19 protein-coding genes are annotated in these 15,627 nt (G+C 61.5%); 11 read left to right on the forward strand and 8 right to left on the reverse strand.

All coding sequences use genetic code 11. The annotated features are described in order from the left end of the window. Positions 1–38 precede the first annotated feature (38 nt). Positions 39–1,028 (forward strand): 2-hydroxyacid dehydrogenase, encoded by a 990-nt coding sequence (locus tag CAG02_RS19530; RefSeq protein WP_085710983.1) that lies wholly within the window; start codon positions 39–41, stop codon positions 1,026–1,028. Between the two features lie 11 nt (positions 1,029–1,039). On the opposite strand, the gene CAG02_RS19535 is transcribed toward CAG02_RS19530, so the two are convergent. Next, positions 1,040–1,495 carry a hypothetical protein gene (locus CAG02_RS19535; protein ID WP_085710984.1) on the reverse strand — a complete coding sequence of 152 codons (456 nt, stop codon included), beginning with the start codon at positions 1,493–1,495 and terminating at the stop codon, positions 1,040–1,042. Between the two features lie 133 nt (positions 1,496–1,628). Here CAG02_RS19535 and CAG02_RS19540 point away from each other — a divergent pair, with 133 nt between their 5' ends. Further along, complete coding sequence (locus CAG02_RS19540; RefSeq protein WP_007957770.1) at positions 1,629–2,063, forward strand: hypothetical protein; 435 nt, start codon at positions 1,629–1,631, stop codon at positions 2,061–2,063. Then, positions 2,063–2,467, forward strand: a complete 405-nt coding sequence (locus tag CAG02_RS19545; protein ID WP_085710985.1) for an META domain-containing protein — start codon at positions 2,063–2,065, stop codon at positions 2,465–2,467. The genes CAG02_RS19540 and CAG02_RS19545 overlap by 1 nt, the downstream gene beginning before the upstream one ends. Positions 2,468–2,553: 86 nt before the next feature. On the opposite strand, the gene CAG02_RS19550 is transcribed toward CAG02_RS19545, so the two are convergent. Beyond that, a complete protein-coding gene (locus CAG02_RS19550; protein WP_085710986.1) occupies positions 2,554–3,021 on the reverse strand; it encodes a TlpA disulfide reductase family protein in 468 nt (155 codons plus the stop codon). 114 nt (positions 3,022–3,135) lie between these two features. Between CAG02_RS19550 and arsC the strand changes: the two genes are divergently transcribed. Genes arsC through CAG02_RS19565 form a run of 3 tightly spaced genes read left to right on the forward strand, consistent with a single transcriptional unit; the run spans position 3,136 to position 4,509 of the window. Next, entirely contained in the window at positions 3,136–3,489 is a 354-nt protein-coding gene (arsC, locus tag CAG02_RS19555) for an arsenate reductase (glutaredoxin) (protein ID WP_085710987.1), read from the forward strand. Continuing rightward, positions 3,486–4,082, forward strand: a complete 597-nt coding sequence (wrbA, locus tag CAG02_RS19560; protein ID WP_085683574.1) for an NAD(P)H:quinone oxidoreductase — start codon at positions 3,486–3,488, stop codon at positions 4,080–4,082. The genes arsC and wrbA overlap by 4 nt, the downstream gene beginning before the upstream one ends. A gap of 1 nt (position 4,083) precedes the next feature. Then, positions 4,084–4,509: a DUF2069 domain-containing protein gene (locus tag CAG02_RS19565; protein ID WP_085710988.1), complete on the forward strand. Its 426-nt coding sequence runs from the start codon at positions 4,084–4,086 to the stop codon at positions 4,507–4,509. A gap of 104 nt (positions 4,510–4,613) precedes the next feature. Here the strand turns inward: CAG02_RS19565 and CAG02_RS19570 are convergent, their stop codons facing one another. Both CAG02_RS19570 and ttcA read right to left on the reverse strand, forming a co-directional pair. After that, positions 4,614–5,288, reverse strand: coding sequence for a DNA-3-methyladenine glycosylase I (locus CAG02_RS19570; RefSeq protein WP_085710989.1), 675 nt, complete (start codon positions 5,286–5,288; stop codon positions 4,614–4,616). Between the two features lie 68 nt (positions 5,289–5,356). Further along, a complete protein-coding gene (gene ttcA / locus CAG02_RS19575; protein ID WP_085710990.1) occupies positions 5,357–6,181 on the reverse strand; it encodes a tRNA 2-thiocytidine(32) synthetase TtcA in 825 nt (274 codons plus the stop codon). A gap of 289 nt (positions 6,182–6,470) precedes the next feature. On the opposite strand from ttcA, the gene CAG02_RS19580 reads away from it, so the two are divergent. After that, complete coding sequence (locus CAG02_RS19580) at positions 6,471–7,073, forward strand: Yip1 family protein (protein WP_085710991.1); 603 nt, start codon at positions 6,471–6,473, stop codon at positions 7,071–7,073. 172 nt (positions 7,074–7,245) lie between these two features. Then, complete coding sequence (locus CAG02_RS19585) at positions 7,246–7,740, forward strand: SprT family zinc-dependent metalloprotease (RefSeq protein ID WP_007957760.1); 495 nt, start codon at positions 7,246–7,248, stop codon at positions 7,738–7,740. Between the two features lie 37 nt (positions 7,741–7,777). Here the strand turns inward: CAG02_RS19585 and CAG02_RS19590 are convergent, their stop codons facing one another. Both CAG02_RS19590 and CAG02_RS19595 read right to left on the reverse strand, forming a co-directional pair. After that, positions 7,778–8,959 (reverse strand): CaiB/BaiF CoA-transferase family protein, encoded by a 1,182-nt coding sequence (locus CAG02_RS19590; RefSeq protein WP_085710992.1) that lies wholly within the window; start codon positions 8,957–8,959, stop codon positions 7,778–7,780. A gap of 145 nt (positions 8,960–9,104) precedes the next feature. Continuing rightward, positions 9,105–10,439, reverse strand: coding sequence for a dicarboxylate/amino acid:cation symporter (locus CAG02_RS19595; protein WP_085710993.1), 1,335 nt, complete (start codon positions 10,437–10,439; stop codon positions 9,105–9,107). 352 nt (positions 10,440–10,791) lie between these two features. Between CAG02_RS19595 and CAG02_RS19600 the strand changes: the two genes are divergently transcribed. Then, positions 10,792–11,790 carry an AraC family transcriptional regulator gene (locus tag CAG02_RS19600; RefSeq protein WP_085710994.1) on the forward strand — a complete coding sequence of 333 codons (999 nt, stop codon included), beginning with the start codon at positions 10,792–10,794 and terminating at the stop codon, positions 11,788–11,790. A 4-nt stretch (positions 11,791–11,794) separates the two neighbouring features. On the opposite strand, the gene CAG02_RS19605 is transcribed toward CAG02_RS19600, so the two are convergent. Both CAG02_RS19605 and CAG02_RS19610 read right to left on the reverse strand, forming a co-directional pair. After that, a complete protein-coding gene (locus tag CAG02_RS19605) occupies positions 11,795–13,141 on the reverse strand; it encodes an ATP-binding protein (RefSeq protein WP_085710995.1) in 1,347 nt (448 codons plus the stop codon). After that, on the reverse strand, positions 13,138–13,815 hold the full coding sequence (locus CAG02_RS19610; RefSeq protein WP_085710996.1) for a response regulator transcription factor: 678 nt from the start codon (positions 13,813–13,815) through the stop codon (positions 13,138–13,140). The genes CAG02_RS19605 and CAG02_RS19610 overlap by 4 nt, the downstream gene beginning before the upstream one ends. 206 nt (positions 13,816–14,021) lie before the next feature. Between CAG02_RS19610 and CAG02_RS19615 the strand changes: the two genes are divergently transcribed. Both CAG02_RS19615 and CAG02_RS19620 read left to right on the forward strand, forming a co-directional pair. Further along, on the forward strand, positions 14,022–14,813 hold the full coding sequence (locus CAG02_RS19615) for a dienelactone hydrolase family protein (protein ID WP_085710997.1): 792 nt from the start codon (positions 14,022–14,024) through the stop codon (positions 14,811–14,813). Between the two features lie 84 nt (positions 14,814–14,897). After that, positions 14,898–15,623: a 4'-phosphopantetheinyl transferase gene (locus CAG02_RS19620; protein ID WP_085710998.1), complete on the forward strand. Its 726-nt coding sequence runs from the start codon at positions 14,898–14,900 to the stop codon at positions 15,621–15,623. Positions 15,624–15,627: the final 4 nt, after the last annotated feature.

Here is a 15,627-nt window from a genome sequence, read left to right on the forward strand (position 1 = left end):
GGTGATTCGCGCCCGCGTCGATGCTTCAGGAGAATTGCATGCGCACGATCGTTTTCAGCAGCCAGACCTACGACCGCGACAGTTTCCTTGCCGTCGACTGCCCGGCCGGCATCGAGCTGCACTTTCAACCGGCCCGACTGAGTCTCGACACGGCGCCACTGGCCGACCGGCACGAGGTGGTCTGCGCCTTCATCAACGACGACCTCGGCGCTCCCGTGCTGGAACGTCTGGTGGCCGGCGGAACCCGGCTGATCGCCTTGCGCTCGGCGGGTTACAACCATGTCGACCTGAACGCCGCCAAACGCCTGGGGCTGGTGGTCGTGCGCGTTCCGGCCTACTCGCCCCACGCAGTGGCCGAGCATGCGGTGGCGCTGATTCTTGCGCTCAACCGCCGACTGCACCGGGCCTACAACCGCACCCGCGAAGGCGATTTCAGCCTGCACGGCCTCACCGGATTCGATCTGGTCGGCAAGACAGTCGGCATTGTCGGCACCGGACAGATCGGCGCGACATTCGCCAAAATCATGCACGGTTTCGGCTGTGAGCTGCTGGCCTTCGACCCGTATCCGAACCCGGCCGTCGAAGCCTTGGGCGCGCGCTACTTGAGCCTGCCGCAACTGCTGCAGCAATCGCAGATCATCAGCCTGCACTGCCCGCTCAACGAGCAGAGCAAGCACCTGATCAACCGTGATTCGCTGGCGCACATGCAGCCGGGCGCGATGCTGATCAACACCGGCCGCGGTGGCCTGGTGGACACGCCGGCGCTGATCGACGCCCTGAAGGACGGTCAGCTGGGTTATCTGGGGCTGGATGTTTACGAAGAAGAGGCGCAGCTGTTTTTCGAAGACCGCTCCGACCTGCCGTTACAGGACGACGTACTGGCGCGACTGCTGACCTTCCCCAACGTGATCATTACCGCGCATCAGGCGTTCCTGACTCGCGAAGCACTGGGTGCGATTGCCGCGACCACCCTGCATAACATCGCGACCTGGGCGGCGGGATCACCGCAGAACCAGGTCGAGGGCTGAACGATCAGGCATCAGGCAGGAGGTGGCGTCGGAGAAATCGCCACACACAGAATCAACAGACCGAGCCAGCCGAAGCCGATCAGTCGCTGCTGGAAGGAATGCCCCCGGCGCAACAGGAACCAGACAAAGATCATCGGCATCAGGAACGCCATGATCTTCAACCAGCCTTCGACCGGACGCACGCCGTCGGCATTCAACTGAGGTTCGGCCGCTCGCTCGGCCTGTTGCCGGCGCCGGCGTCCGGCAGCGGCGGGCATGACTTTGGGTTCCGGGGCAGGCGCGGGAGCTGCGACGAAAGCTTCGGGAACCGTCTTGTTCCGGGGCAGACTGCCAAAGGAAATCGTTGATGCAGCAGAGTTCGCTTTTGCCGGTACCTGCGCGCCCGTCATCGGAGCCCCGCAATGAATGCACGCCTTCGCTTCGGGGCTGATGCTCCGCTTGCACTCATAACATTCGATCAGCGCCATGTTCCGTTCCTTAGAGATGAAGGCGGCAGTTTGCCACGACTGCGGTGTCGATTTGAACCGGATCGAAGGTCGCACGTGCGCGTTATTCTGCAATCAAGCCCGTGCTAGCATGTCGCGCATATTTGGAGGACCCATGGTCGAACACGATTTCCGCTACACCCTGATGAACCCGCAACACACCCTCACCGAATGCCGCGCCCTCGTACCGGGCCGTTATCAGGTCACCGGCAACGGTGGCTCGATCCGTATCGGTGACGTGCTGGTCGTGACCCTCAAAGGCAGCAAGGACTTGTCCATGCGCCTGACCGTCGACACCGTCCGCCACCTGATCAACCCGCCAGGTCAATGGACCGCGATGACCACCGGCCCGGTGTTCGGCGAACTGGCGATCCACACCTGGCAGGTCAACTGCGACAGCTGCGCCAAGGAGCTGAGCTTCGAATTCGCCGTGGACGCCAAGCTCGGCAAACCGGCTGAGAAACCGGCCGCCACCGCACGCATCGCCGAGCTGGGCTGGAAAGCTGTCGGTGACAAGCACCTGTGCCCGAAATGCCAGGAGCCTGCATGATGAAACACCTGGCCCTGACCGCCGCTGTCGGCGCCGGCCTGATGGGCTGCGCCGCGGAGCCTGTGCAACTGCAACAGGACCGCAGCTATATCCTGGAATGGATCGGCGAGCGGCCACTGATGGATTACAGCCACCTGACCGTGACCCTCGGCGAAGATGGCCGGGCCTATGGCAATGGCGGCTGCAACCACTGGTTTGCGCCCTATACCCTCGATGGCGACAAGCTCAGCTTCGGCAAGATCGGCAAGACCCGCAAACTCTGCGCTCCAGCGCTGATGGAGCAGGAACAGCGTTTCCTGCAGGCCCTGGAGAAAGTCGAGCGCTGGGACGTTTCGCCCATCGAGCAGATGCGCTTCTGGCCTGCCGAAGGCAAGCCGTTGCGCTGGTGGCTGGAAGAGGGCTGAGCCTCTAGATCGCCAAGCCCCTCACCCTAACCCTAACCCTCTCCCAAAGGGAGAGGGCTGGGGTGAGGGATGCTTTTAGCAGCAACTTAATTGCTCGCCTTCAACGCCTCAAGCTTCGCCATCACCCCCGCCGCCGTCTGCTCACCCATCAACTGTTCCCGCACCTTGCCCTTGTTGTCGATGATGTAGGTCACCGGCAAGGCTTCGCTGCGCGGCAGTTCGAACAGATCCGCCGGATCCTGCGCCAGCACGGTGAACTTGATGCCGAGTTTCTCGCTGGCACCTTTCAGTTCTTCACCCTGCACATTGTCGAAGTTGACCCCGAACACCCCGATCTTCTTGCCCTTGAGTTCTTCGGCCAGATGATTGAGTTCCGGGATTTCCGTGCGGCACGGACCGCACCATTCAGCCCAGTAATTGAGTACCACCCATTGCTTGTCCAGGCGCTCGGACGCGACTTTCTGCCCGTTCTGATCGATGCCGTAGTCGTTACCGCAGCCCCCCAGCATCAACGCCCCGATGATCGTCAATGCCGCTGCCAGTCGCCGTGTCATGTCATGTTCCTTGTGAAAAATTGAATGCGCCTGCGACCCATCGCCTCCCAAGGTTCTGGATTGCGCGCTGCACAGTTAGAATAGCCGCCACTCTACGCAAGAAGCGACCCGCCCATGACCGATCTGACGCTTTATCACAACCCGCGCTGCTCGAAATCCCGCGGTGCGCTCGAACTGCTCGAAGCCCGTGGCCTGACGCCAAACGTCGTGCGCTACCTCGAAACACCGCTGGACGCCGCGCAAATCAAGGCCCTGCTCGGCAAGCTGGGGATCAGCGCCCGGCAACTGCTGCGCACCGGCGAAGACGAGTACAAGACCCTGAACCTGGCCGATTCCAGTCTCACCGAGAAACAATTGATTGAAACGATCGCGGCGCATCCCAAGTTGATGGAGCGACCGATTCTCGAAGCCGGCGACAAGGCCGTCATCGGCCGCCCACCGGAGCAGATCCTGGAGCTGTTGCCGTGAGTGCGCCGTACATTCTGGTTCTGTATTACAGCCGCAGCGGTTCGACCAACGAGATGGCCCGGCAAATCGCCCGTGGCGTCGAGCAGGCTGGCCTCGAAGCGCGCCTGCGCACCGTGCCGGCGATTTCGACCGAGTGCGAAGCGGTGTCGCCGGACATTCCCGATGAAGGCGCGCTGTACGCCACGCTGGATGACCTGAAAAACTGCGCCGGCCTGGCCCTCGGCAGCCCGACCCGTTTCGGCAACATGGCCGCGCCGCTCAAGTACTTCCTCGACGGCACCAGCAACCTGTGGCTGACCGGCGCGCTGGTCGGCAAACCGGCCGGCGTGTTCACATCCACCGCCAGCCTGCACGGCGGTCAGGAAACCACGCTGCTGTCGATGATGCTGCCGCTGCTGCACCACGGCATGTTGATCACCGGCCTGCCCTATAGCGAATCGGCGCTGCTCGAAACCCAGGGCGGCGGCACGCCTTACGGCGCCAGTCATCACGCCGGGGCAGATGGCAAAAGTGGTCTCGATCAACACGAAGTGGCGCTGTGCCGCGCACTGGGCGCACGTCTGGCCAAAACGGCCCAGAAACTGGGGAACTGAGATGGCCAGAAAGCCGAAAGTCCTGCCTGCCGTCGAATGGCTGGAGCCTCGGGTGCGGGCGATGCGGGTGATCAGTCTGCTGTGCTTTTTCGGTCTGGCCGGACTGCTCGCCGCGTATTACCTGGTGTTCGCCGACCTGCATGGCGCACGGACGTGGGTGATTCTGCTGATCGAACTGATCCCGTGGCTGGTGCTGGCACCGGGCATGATCATGGGCAGCACCCGCGGGCATTCGTGGATGTGCTTTGTGGTGAATCTGTATTTCATCAAGGGCGCACTGGCGGCGTATGACCCGAGCCGTCAGCTGTTTGGCGTGCTGGAGATGATCGCCAGTCTGGCGGTGTTCTGCTCGGCGCTACTGTATGTGCGCTGGCGGTATCAGCTGAACCGCAAGCTGGCCGGCGAAGGCGAGATCAGCGTCGCCTGAGCGGACGCCTTCGCGAGCAAGCTCGCTCCCACAGGGGAACGCATTCCAAAATGTGGGAGCGAGCTTGTTCCGGGTGGCGTTCCGACGATTGGAGCGACTCAGTCTCAGTGATTGACGGTGTAAGCCAGCATCATCGAAATCTGGCTCATCGGCCGCCCGCCACTCTCTTCATGCCACTGGTTGAACGCGTTCTGCACCGTGGCCAGATCCCGCAGACTGCTCGGCACCTTGTCGACGATCTTCTGTGCATTCAACGCCGCGACCACATCGTAGCTCGGCACGAACGTGTCCTTGCCGACCATGCGCAGGAACCGTGGCGCCGACAGCCCGCCCAACTGGTGGCCGTGCTTTTTCAGGTAGGTCCACAGGCCGACGATGTCGGTCACCGGCCAGTCCGCCAGCAATGCGCCGAAACTGCCCTTCTCTTTCTCGACATCCAGAATGAACTGCGCATTGCGCGGCACGCTTTTCAGTTTGCCCAGGTGACGGATGATCCGCGCGTCCTGCATCAACCGCTCAAGGTGTTCGGCGCTCATCAGCACGACCTTTTCCGGGTCGAACCTGAAGAACACTTCTTCGAAGGCCGGCCACTTGGCATCCACCAGGCTGTGTTTGAGCCCGGCACGGAACACCCGCAGGGCCATGGTCGAGAGATAACGGTCGTCACTGATCTGGCGCAGTTGTGCCGGGGTCTTGGGAACGGGCAGATGGGCTTCCAGTTCAGCCGCCGAACCGAAGCGGTTCAGACAGTATTCGTGCAGCCACTTGTAGTCGCGCATGCCCTCTCCTAAAAAACGAATTGAAAACGGCGCCCACGAGCGCCGTTTTTTTCAAGCGATTGGATCGCTTACAGGTTCACCACGTTGACGAAACGCGAAGCCGCGGATTCATCAATCTTCAGGCTGGTGAAGTCGAACAGGTTACGGTCGGCCAGTTGCGACGGGATCACGTTCTGCAGGCTGCGGAAAATGCTCTCGGTACGGCCCGGGGTCTTGCGCTCCCAGTCCAGCAGCATTTCCTTGACCACCTGACGCTGCAGGTTTTCCTGGGAGCCGCAGAGGTTGCACGGGATGATCGGGAATTGCTTGAAGTCCGAGTAGGCCTGGATGTCTTTCTCGTTGCAGTAGGCCAGCGGACGGATCACCACGTTGCGCCCGTCGTCGGCGCGCAGCTTCGGTGGCATTGCCTTGAGGCTGCCGTTGAAGAACATGTTGAGGAAGAACGTCTCGACGATGTCGTCGCGGTGATGACCGAGGGCCATTTTGGTCGCACCGATTTCGTCGGCGAAGGTGTACAGCGTGCCGCGACGCAGGCGCGAGCACAGCGAACAGGTGGTCTTGCCTTCCGGGATCAGTTCCTTGACCACCGAGTACGTGTCTTTCTCGACGATGTGGTACTCGATGCCCAGCTCTTTCAGGTAGGCCGGCAGCACGTGCTCGGGGAAGCCCGGCTGCTTCTGGTCCATGTTCACGGCGACGATCTCGAACTTGATCGGTGCAACCTTCTGCAGGTGCATCAGCACGTCGAGCATGGTGTAGCTGTCCTTGCCTCCGGACAGGCAGACCATGACCTTGTCGCCGTCTTCGATCATGTTGAAGTCGGTGACTGCTTCGCCGGCCAGGCGGCGCAGGCGCTTTTGCAGTTTGTTCTGGTTGACCGTAAGAGTGCCCATGACGCGAAATCCGTGAGGTGTGACGAAAGGCGGGCATTTTACGCAAAAACACTGGGGTTGTGGCCACAGGTTGTCGCCCCCTCGAATGCCCGTCTGCACAGACCCCGACGCGATTACCCCGCCGGTTTACAGCGCGATTTGCTCTAAGACCCCAATACCTGTGCGGTTAAGACCTTCCTATACTGCGACATAAGGTCGCACGCAATCTGAAGACCTGTATTTGCTCGGCCACATTGGCCCGTAGGCGCTCCGCTGGGGGGCGATGGCAATAACGAGAGGAGTGACTGGCATGATCCATCACGTAGTGGGACTTTTTACCCACCCCGATCAGGAATGGAAGGAAATCCGTGGCGACCAAGAGGAAAGCATCAGCCACATGTACCTGACGCACACGCTGATTCTGGCGGCGATCCCCGCTGTTTCGGCGTTTATCGGCACGACTCAGGTCGGTTGGGTGATCGGCAGCCGCGCCCCGGTGATGCTCACCGTCGAAAGCGCGTTGTGGATGACCATCATGTCGTACCTGGCGATGCTCGGCGGGGTCGCGGTCATGGGGGCCTTCGTGCACTGGATGGCCCGCACCTATGACGCCAACCCGAGCCTGGCCCGTTGCGTCGCGTTTGCCACCTACACCGCGACACCGTTGTTCGTCGGTGGCCTGGCGGCGCTGTACCCGCATATGTGGCTGGGGATGATCGTCGGTACGGCGGCCATCTGCTACACGGTGTACCTGCTGTATGTGGGGCTGCCGACCTTCATGAACATTCCGTCTGACGAGGGATTCCTGTTTTCCAGCTCGGTGCTGGCGGTAGGTCTGGTGGTGCTGGTCGCCATCATGGCGTTTACCGTGATTGTCTGGGGACTGGGCGTGGGGCCCGTCTACACAAATTAGAGAGCCACGAACTAGTTGGCTGCAACGCCGAGAAGAACAAGATCCGCCAACACAGGCCGCCGCGAGGCGGCCTTCTCATGCCAGGGAAAAGCGCCACGACCATTCGGCAGTTCGGCGATACGCAAGGCCGGACGGTTGCGGCATACTCCGACTCTCTGGAGATCCATCAAGCATGCCCGAGCAACTCAATACCCGCGTCGAAGACTGTTTCCAACTCGCTGAATCCTTTTTCAAACGTCCTTTCAAACGCCCCGTGGTGAGCCTCAAGCTGCGCGGGCAAAAAGCCGGGGTCGCGCATCTGCACGAGAACCTGCTGCGCTTCAACCCGCAGCTGTACCGGGAGAACACCGAGCATTTCCTCAAGCAAACCGTGGCCCACGAAGTCGCGCACCTGATCGCCCATCAACTGTTCGGCGACCGCATCCAGCCCCATGGCGAGGAGTGGCAACTGATCATGCGCGGCGTTTACGAGCTGCCGCCGGATCGTTGCCATACGTATGAGGTCAAACGCCGCAGCGTGACCCGCTATATCTACAAATGCCCGTGTGCCGACAGTGATTTTCCGTTTTCGGCCCAGCGCCATAGTCTGGTCAGGCAGGGGCGACGGTATCTGTGCCGCCGATGCCGGAATACATTGGTGTTCAGTGGCGAGATGCGGGTCGAGTAACCCTTCATCTCGTTCCCACGCTCTGCGTGGGAACGAGCTATAAAACGACTTTCGCGGCACGTAATTCGGCAATCCGCTCAGGGCTCAAGCCCAACTCCCCCAACACCTGATCCGTATGCTGCCCCAGCGCCGCGCCGACATGTCGCGGTGCCGGCAAGGCTTCGGAGAACTTCAGCGGGCAAGCGATCTGCGCCTGCGCCGAGCCATCCCCACGGGGTACCTGAGTCACCAGCTCCCGCGCCTGCAATTGCGGATGCTGCACCGCCTCGCCCAGATTCAATACCGGTTCGACACAGGCATCGATTCCGGCAAACAACTCGCAAAGTTCAGCAAAGTCATGCTTCTCGAACTCGACCTTCAAGGCATCCTTGAGCGCCCGCTGCTGCTCAGGCTTGGGTGACAAACCCTGGGCCGCCAGTTCCGGCCGCCCCAACGCCGCACACAGTTGCTGCATGAACGCCGGCTCCAGACTGCCCACCGACATCCAGCGCCCGTCGCGGGAGCGGTAGCAGTCGTAGAAGCTGCCACCATTGAGCATCTGATCCTCCCAGCCCGGCTCCTCGCCGCAGGCCAGATACCCGGCGCCGGCCATGGCGTTCAGGCTGAAGGCGCAGTCGGTCATGCTCACATCCAGGTGCGTGCCCTGCCCGGTTTGCTGTCGTGATATCACTGCCGCCAGCAGGCCGATCACCCCGTGCAGCGAGCCACCCGCGATATCCGCCACCTGCATGCCCAGCGGCAACGGCCCGCTGTCGGCGCGCCCGGTGTAACTGGAGAGCCCGGCCAGCGCCAGATAGTTGATGTCGTGGCCGGCGCGATCCTTGTACGGCCCGGTCTGGCCGTAACCGGTGATCGACACATAAATCAGCTTCGGATTGATCGCCTTCAGCGCCTCGTAGCCCAGCCCCAGCCGCTCCATCACGCCGGGGCGGAACTGCTCCAGCACGATGTCGTACTCGGCCAGCAACTGCTTCACCAGCTCCAGCGCCTCGGGCTGCTTGAGGTCCAGCGCCAGACTGCGTTTATTGCGATTCAGGTAGGCGTGGCTGGCCGAGACCCCGTGATCGTGGGGCGGCAATACCCGCAGCAGATCGAGGCGAGTCGGCGATTCGATGCGCAGCACCTCGGCGCCCATGTCCGCCAGCAGCAATGAGGCAAACGGTCCCGGCAGCAGGGTCGAGAAATCCAGAATCTTCAGTGAGGCCAACGGTGCAGACATGGGCGATCTCCATCAACGATGCATGCAGCCTAGGCAGCCGTCGGCGATGGGGCAATTACCGGATGCATCAGTTGCGCTGACCGTTGCGCTCAAACAGCAGGCAAGAAAAAACCCGCCGAAGCGGGTTTTTCCATTCAAGCGATGCTTACTTCACATTGCTCGGGGTCGGGCCTTCGGCCACACCCAGGTCGTCTTCGTGACGCTGGTCGACGATACCGCGACCGCCCGAGGCCAGCTCGGCGTCCAGTACGTCAGTGTCCAGTTCCTTGACCCACTTGGCCACAACGATGGTGGCAACGGCGTTGCCGACCAGGTTGGTCAGGGCGCGGGCTTCGGACATGAAGCGGTCGATACCCAGGATCAGTGCCAGACCGGCCACCGGCAGGTGACCTACCGCCGACAGGGTGGCGGCCAGCACGATGAAGCCCGAACCGGTCACACCGGCGGCGCCTTTGGAGGACAGCAGCAACACCACCAGCAGGGTGATCTGGTGAGTGATGTCCATGTGGGTGTCGGTCGCCTGAGCGATGAACACGGCCGCCATGGTCAGGTAGATCGCAGTACCGTCGAGGTTGAACGAATAACCGGTCGGGATCACCAGACCCACTACCGATTTCTTCGCGCCCAGACGCTCCATCTTGATCAGCATGCGTGGCAGTACCGATTCCGACGAGGAAGTGCCGAGTACGATCAGCAGCTCTTCACGGATGTAGCGGATCATTTTCAGCACGCTGAAGCCGTGCATGCGGGCGATGGCACCCAGCACGATCAGGATGAACGCCAGGCAAGTGATGTAGAAGCACGCCATCAGTTGACCCAGCTGCACCAGCGAGCCGACACCGTAGGCGCCGATGGTGAAGGCCATCGCACCGAAGGCACCGATTGGCGCGAGCTTCATGATCATGTTGATGATGTTGAACATCACGTGGGCGAAGCGATCGATAAAGTCCAGGATCGGCTTGCCGTAGGCACCCAGGCGGTGCAGGGCGAAACCGAAGATCACCGAGAACATCAGCACTTGCAGGATGTCACCGGTGGCGAACGCGCCGACGATGGTGGTCGGGATCACGTTGAGCAGGAAGCCGACAACGCTCTGGTCAGCGCCTTGCTGCACGTAGGTGGCGACTTTCGAAGCGTCGAGGGTGGCGACGTCGATGTGCATGCCGTTGCCCGGCTGCACGATGTTGACCACGATCAGGCCGACCAGCAGGGCGATGGTCGAAACGATTTCGAAGTACAGGAGTGCGTAACCGCCGGTCTTGCCGACCGACTTCATGCTCTGCATGCCGGCGATGCCGCTGACCACGGTGCAGAAGATGATGGGGGCGATGATCATTTTGATCAGTTTGATGAACCCGTCACCCAGCGGCTTTACGGCCACGCCGAACTGCGGGTAGTAGTGACCGAGCGCAATACCGATACAGATTGCGACGATCACCTGGAAATACAGGGATTTGTACAGTGGCTGACGAGTCGTCATTGCAAAGTTCCTCAAGAGTCCCGCGTGGCAACATCCATCTGTTGAACGCGACACTTGAATTGCGAACCCTCCTGCACTGGAGGGATTTGTTGTGTCGAACGACGCTTTCCGGACCGGCTCGGCGCACGCTTCTGTCGCTCTTATCGCAAACGTCGTGCCACTTTGGTGCAAATTGCTGCAAGCCTTTTGATATCAGGGGATGCAGGTTTTTCTGTGTCACCATTCGGTTACCCAAGTGTGGCGGATTTCCGCCAACGCACCTGCTCTCGTCCTACAATTTGGCGGAAATCCGCCTTGTTGCCGATCAGAGCCGCCGGCTACCATCGGTCGCCAGAGGAAGGATTTGCCGCTTATGCGCGAACGCACCATCGCCAGTCACTTCGCCCGTGCCGCCCTCGTCGGCGCACGCCGTCGCGGGTTCGATTATTCGGGCCTGCTGCTGCAACTGGGCATCAGTCCCGAACTGCTCGACGAGCCCCGTGCGCGGATCGCTCCGGAACTGTTCACCCAACTGATCCAGAACCTGTGGCTGGCCCTGGACGACGAATGCCTGGGCTTCGGCAACGCGCCCAGCAAGACCGGCAGTTTCGCCATGATGTGCCACGCCATCATCCATTGCCGCAGCCTGGAAAAGGCTCTGCAGCGCGGCTTATTGTTTTATAGCCTATTCCCCGAGGCCCCGCGCCTGAGCCTGACCCATGAAGACGAATGGGTGCGCCTGAGCCTCGACGATTCGCAGTTGTGGGACCCGGATCACTTTCTCTCCGAGAGCCTGCTGGTGATCTGGCACCGCCTCGGCAGCTGGCTGATCGGCCAACGGATTCGCCTGGAACAGGCAAGTTTCAGCTACCCGAAACCGGCGCACGGGGCGGAGTACGATTTGCTGTTCTCGTGCCCGCTGGCGTTTTCGGCGCCGCAAAGCAGTCTGGTGTTTCACAGTCGCTATCTGCACATGCCGCTGTTGCAGGACGAGCGCACCCTCAAGCACTTTCTCGAACGCTCCCCCGCCGACCTGCTGTCTCGCCCGGACGACGGCAACAGCCTCAGCAGCCGATTGCGCCGCCTGCTCAGTCACGACAGCGCGCGCTGGCCGGACCTGGAGGCCGTCGCGGCACACCTGCACATCAGCCCGCAAACCCTGCGCCGGCATTTGCGCGAAGAAGGCACCAGTTTTCAGGAATTGAAGGATCAGTTGCGCCGAGACATCGCGATTTATCACCTGGGGCGGGCCGATCTGTCGTTGCAACAGATCGCCGAACAGCTCGGGTTCTCCGAGCCGTCGGCATTTCATCGGGCGTTCAAGAAGTGGACGGGGCTGACGCCGGGGGCGTATCGGGCGCAGGAACAGTAGGCGATCACACCGCCGGAAAATGAATCCTGAACGCCGCCCCGCCCATCGGCGAATCGCCCAGGGTCAATTTGGCGTTGTAGCTCTCGATGATGTCCTTGACCACCGCCAGGCCGATCCCCTGCCCAGGGTGCTGACGATCCAGACGTTCGCCGCGCTCAAGAATCCGCGCCCGCTGATGTTGCGGGACGCCGGGACCGTCGTCTTCGATACACAATTCGCTCCCGGCCAGTGTTTCGCGCACGCTGATGCGCACTTCGCCCAGGCACAGGCGATAGGCGTTTTCCAGCAGGTTGCCCAGCATTTCCAGCAAGGCGCCCTGCTCGATCGGCAGGTAGCAGTGTTCCGGCAGGTCGAATGCGACCCGCACGCGCTTGTCTCGGTAGACCTTGTCGAGGGTGTCGCACAGGCTTTTGAGCACCGGGCGCAGGCGCACCTGATGGCGCACCAGGCCACTTTTACGCAGGCTGGCGCGTTGTAACTGGTAGCTGATCTGCTGGCTCATGCGTTCGATCTGGGTTTGCAGTACCCAGGCCTGATCGCGATCTTCTGGACGCTGGGCCATGTCTTCACTGACGCCCTGCAACACCGCCAGCGGGGTTTTCAGACTGTGGGCCAGATCGTCGAGGGAGTCGCGGTAACGGCTGCGTTGCTGACGCTCGCTGTGCAGCAAGCGGTTGAGCGAGCCGGTCAGGCGCAGCAGTTCACGGGGGTGCTGTTCGGTGAGGCTTTCGCGGGTGCCGCTTTCGATTTCGTCCAGTTCCTGACTGAGCCTGCGCAAGGCTTTCAGGCCCCAGGTCAGGCCGATCCACAGCAACGAAAGCAAGACCAGCAACGCAGCGCCGAAGCCGAGGTAGAGGTTTTCCCGCAGACCTTCGAGGGTGGTTTCGTATTCGCGCACCGGTTGCAGCGCGACGATGCTGAACGCCGCATTCTTGCCGCCGAGCAGTTTGACTTCGACGTCGTAGACGAAGAACTCCTGGCCGCTGGCTTCGCGAATCCGCGCGAACTCGCTGCCCATTCCGTCGTAACGCGGTTTGTAGTTGATCTGCTCTTCCTGGGTCGCTTTCGAGCGCCAGACCAGATGACCTTCGCGGTCGTAGATGTAGCCAAGCAAACGGAAGTCGGCGAGGTTGAAACGCTCGTCCGGCAACTGCATCGGCATCACCAGCCGACCGTTTTCAATCCGTGCAGCAGAAATCAGTGTGGTGACATCCGAGGCCAGGCGCTGCTCGATGGAATCCTGCAGCGCCAGGCTGAACGCCCCTTGCATCGCCGGAAGCAAGGCGAGCATGAAGAACACCGCCAGCGTCGTGGCGGCCAACATCAAACGAACACGAAGCGAACGGATCAAGTGCAGCGCTCATTGAACAAATAGCCCAGCCCGCGCACCGTGTCGATCGGCTTGAAACCGGCCGGGCCTTCGAGCTTGCGCCGCAGACGTCCGACCAGCACTTCGATCACGTTCGGATCACGCTCGTCGTCGTCCGGGTACAGCTGTTCCATCAGGCGATCCTTGGGCACCACTTGCTGGTGGTGACGCATCAGGTACTCGAGAATCCGGTATTCGTAGGCGGTCAGCGCCAGCGGCTGTTCATCGAGGGTCGCCTGCTTGCGATTGAGGTCGAGCAGCAGCGGCCCGGCGACAATGGACGACTGGGTGAAGCCGCTGGAGCGACGCAACAGCGCATTGAGCCGGGCTTCAAGTTCTTCGAACTGGAACGGCTTGACCAGGTAATCGTCGGCACCGGCGGCCAGGCCTTCGACCTTGTCCTGCCAGTTGCCACGGGCGGTGAGAATCAGGATCGGAAAGCTCTTGCCGTCCTGGCGCAACTGGCGGATCAAATCGAGCCCGCCCATGCCCGGCAGGCCGAGGTCGATCACCGCCAGGTCAAAATTGAATTGCCCGGTCTGGTACAGCGCCTCTTCGGCATTGGCCACGGACTCGACCACGTGACCGCTTTCCGTCAGGCGGGTTTGCAGGTGATGGCGCAACAGCGCTTCATCTTCGACGACCAACAGTTTCATGACACTCTCCCGGGCCAATCAGCATCTCCAACAGCATACCTGCGACAACGGTGTACTGCCGCTTTTGAGGGTCCTGTTCATTTCATCCCTCGGACGTGGTTCAAGATTACTGAACCCGGCCTGTACCTGCCCTGAACGCACCCTGAACCCGGGCGCAATCAAATGAACTAGGCTGTCTTGACCTTTTATTGTCAGGAGACCCGATCATGCGCCTGTTCCTTGCCCTCACCCTGCTCGCCTTCAGCAGCCTCAGCGCGGCTGCGATCAAAACCGAGGAAATACCTTACCAGAGCGCCGACGGCACGAAACTGATCGGTTATTACGCCTACGACGACGCGATCAAGGGACCTCGCCCCGGTGTGGTGGTGGTCCATGAATGGTGGGGCCTGAACGACTACGCCAAGCGCCGCGCACGGGATCTCGCCGGCCTCGGCTACAGCGCCCTGGCGATCGACATGTACGGTAACGGCAAGAATACCGAGCACCCGAAAGACGCGATGGCATTCATGCAGGCGGCCACGCAGAACGCCGATGCCGCCAGCAAACGCTTCGAGGCCGGCCTCGACCTGCTGAAAAAACAGCCACAAACTGACACCGGCAAACTGGCCGCCATCGGTTACTGCTTCGGTGGTGGCGTGGTGTTGAATGCGGCGCGCCAGGGTGTGCCACTGGCCGGTGTGGTGAGTTTCCACGGCGCACTCGCCACCAAGACTCCTGCGACGCCCGGCAGCGTCAAGGCGAAGATCCTCGTCGAGCACGGCGCACTGGACAGCATGGTCACCGCCGACAACGTCACGGCATTCAAGTCTGAAATGGACAAGGCCGGCGCCGACTATAAATTCGTCAGCCTCGACGGCGCCAAGCATGGTTTCACCAACCCCGATGCGGATCGTCTGAGCCACGGCGATCACGGTGGCCCGGACATCGGCTACAACAAGGCTGCGGATGAAAAATCCTGGGCGGACATGCAGGCCTTCTTCAAGAAAATCTTTGGCTGAACCCACTCTCTCCCGCGCCCTGCGCGGGAGCGTTCCACATCTGCGCACTATCCAGCCTCAAAGCAACCCGGCAAAATGCCCGCCATGAATTCCAGCCCCCTCCTCCCCGCCTGCTGCACCCCGCTCGATGCCCATTGGCCATTGCCGATCGTGCTGCCGGACACCGTGCTGCTGAGCACCCATTTCGACCCGTCGCAATTGCTCGGCGATGATTTCCGCCGCAGCGCCATCGAGCCGCCGCCGAGCATCCAGCGCTCGGTGGCCAAGCGTCAGGCGGAGTTTCTGGCGGGGCGGATCTGCGCCCGGGCCGCGCTGCAACAGCTGGAAGGTTCAAGCAGTGTTCCGGCCATTGGCGAGGATCGCGCACCGGTGTGGCCGGCACATATTTGCGGCTCGATCACCCACAGCACGGGCCGGGCAGCGGCGATTGTCGCCAACAAACAGCACTGGCGCGGACTGGGCATGGACATGGAAAACCTGCTCAACGCCGAACGGGCCGAGCGCCTGGCCGGGGAAATCCTCACGCCAGCGGAAATGCAGCGCATGGCCGCCGGCGCCCGCGATCAACTGGCGTTGTGGGTGACACTGACGTTTTCAGTGAAGGAGAGCTTGTTCAAGGCGCTGTACCCGATCGTCCAGAAGCGCTTCTATTTCGAGCACGCCGAAGTACTCGAATGGACCGAGCAAGGTCATGTGAGGCTGCGCCTGCTGACGGACCTGTCCAGTGAGTGGCACAACGGGACCGAACTGGATGCGCAGTTCGGGGTGCACGACGGGCAGTTGTTGAGTCTGGTCAGCATTCAGGCTTGAGCGG

The sequence above is a fragment of the Pseudomonas sp. R43(2017) genome (assembly GCF_002112345.1).
Classification (GTDB): Bacteria; Pseudomonadota; Gammaproteobacteria; order Pseudomonadales; family Pseudomonadaceae; genus Aquipseudomonas; species Aquipseudomonas kribbensis.

Excerpts from the sequence above, each read along its gene's own strand:
- CAG02_RS19530 (WP_085710983.1), top strand. The coding sequence starts at position 39 with ATGCGCACGATCGTTTTCAGCAGCCAGACCTACGACCGCGACAGTTTC.
- CAG02_RS19535 (WP_085710984.1), bottom strand. The coding sequence starts at position 1,495 with ATGGCGCTGATCGAATGTTATGAGTGCAAGCGGAGCATCAGCCCCGAA.
- CAG02_RS19540 (WP_007957770.1), top strand. The coding sequence starts at position 1,629 with ATGGTCGAACACGATTTCCGCTACACCCTGATGAACCCGCAACACACC.
- CAG02_RS19545 (WP_085710985.1), top strand. The coding sequence starts at position 2,063 with ATGAAACACCTGGCCCTGACCGCCGCTGTCGGCGCCGGCCTGATGGGC.
- CAG02_RS19550 (WP_085710986.1), bottom strand. The coding sequence starts at position 3,021 with ATGACACGGCGACTGGCAGCGGCATTGACGATCATCGGGGCGTTGATG.
- arsC (WP_085710987.1), top strand. The coding sequence starts at position 3,136 with ATGACCGATCTGACGCTTTATCACAACCCGCGCTGCTCGAAATCCCGC.
- CAG02_RS19565 (WP_085710988.1), top strand. The coding sequence starts at position 4,084 with ATGGCCAGAAAGCCGAAAGTCCTGCCTGCCGTCGAATGGCTGGAGCCT.
- CAG02_RS19570 (WP_085710989.1), bottom strand. The coding sequence starts at position 5,288 with ATGCGCGACTACAAGTGGCTGCACGAATACTGTCTGAACCGCTTCGGT.
- ttcA (WP_085710990.1), bottom strand. The coding sequence starts at position 6,181 with ATGGGCACTCTTACGGTCAACCAGAACAAACTGCAAAAGCGCCTGCGC.
- CAG02_RS19580 (WP_085710991.1), top strand. The coding sequence starts at position 6,471 with ATGATCCATCACGTAGTGGGACTTTTTACCCACCCCGATCAGGAATGG.
- CAG02_RS19585 (WP_007957760.1), top strand. The coding sequence starts at position 7,246 with ATGCCCGAGCAACTCAATACCCGCGTCGAAGACTGTTTCCAACTCGCT.
- CAG02_RS19590 (WP_085710992.1), bottom strand. The coding sequence starts at position 8,959 with ATGTCTGCACCGTTGGCCTCACTGAAGATTCTGGATTTCTCGACCCTG.
- CAG02_RS19595 (WP_085710993.1), bottom strand. The coding sequence starts at position 10,439 with ATGACGACTCGTCAGCCACTGTACAAATCCCTGTATTTCCAGGTGATC.
- CAG02_RS19600 (WP_085710994.1), top strand. The coding sequence starts at position 10,792 with ATGCGCGAACGCACCATCGCCAGTCACTTCGCCCGTGCCGCCCTCGTC.
- CAG02_RS19610 (WP_085710996.1), bottom strand. The coding sequence starts at position 13,815 with ATGAAACTGTTGGTCGTCGAAGATGAAGCGCTGTTGCGCCATCACCTG.
- CAG02_RS19615 (WP_085710997.1), top strand. The coding sequence starts at position 14,022 with ATGCGCCTGTTCCTTGCCCTCACCCTGCTCGCCTTCAGCAGCCTCAGC.
- CAG02_RS19620 (WP_085710998.1), top strand. The coding sequence starts at position 14,898 with ATGAATTCCAGCCCCCTCCTCCCCGCCTGCTGCACCCCGCTCGATGCC.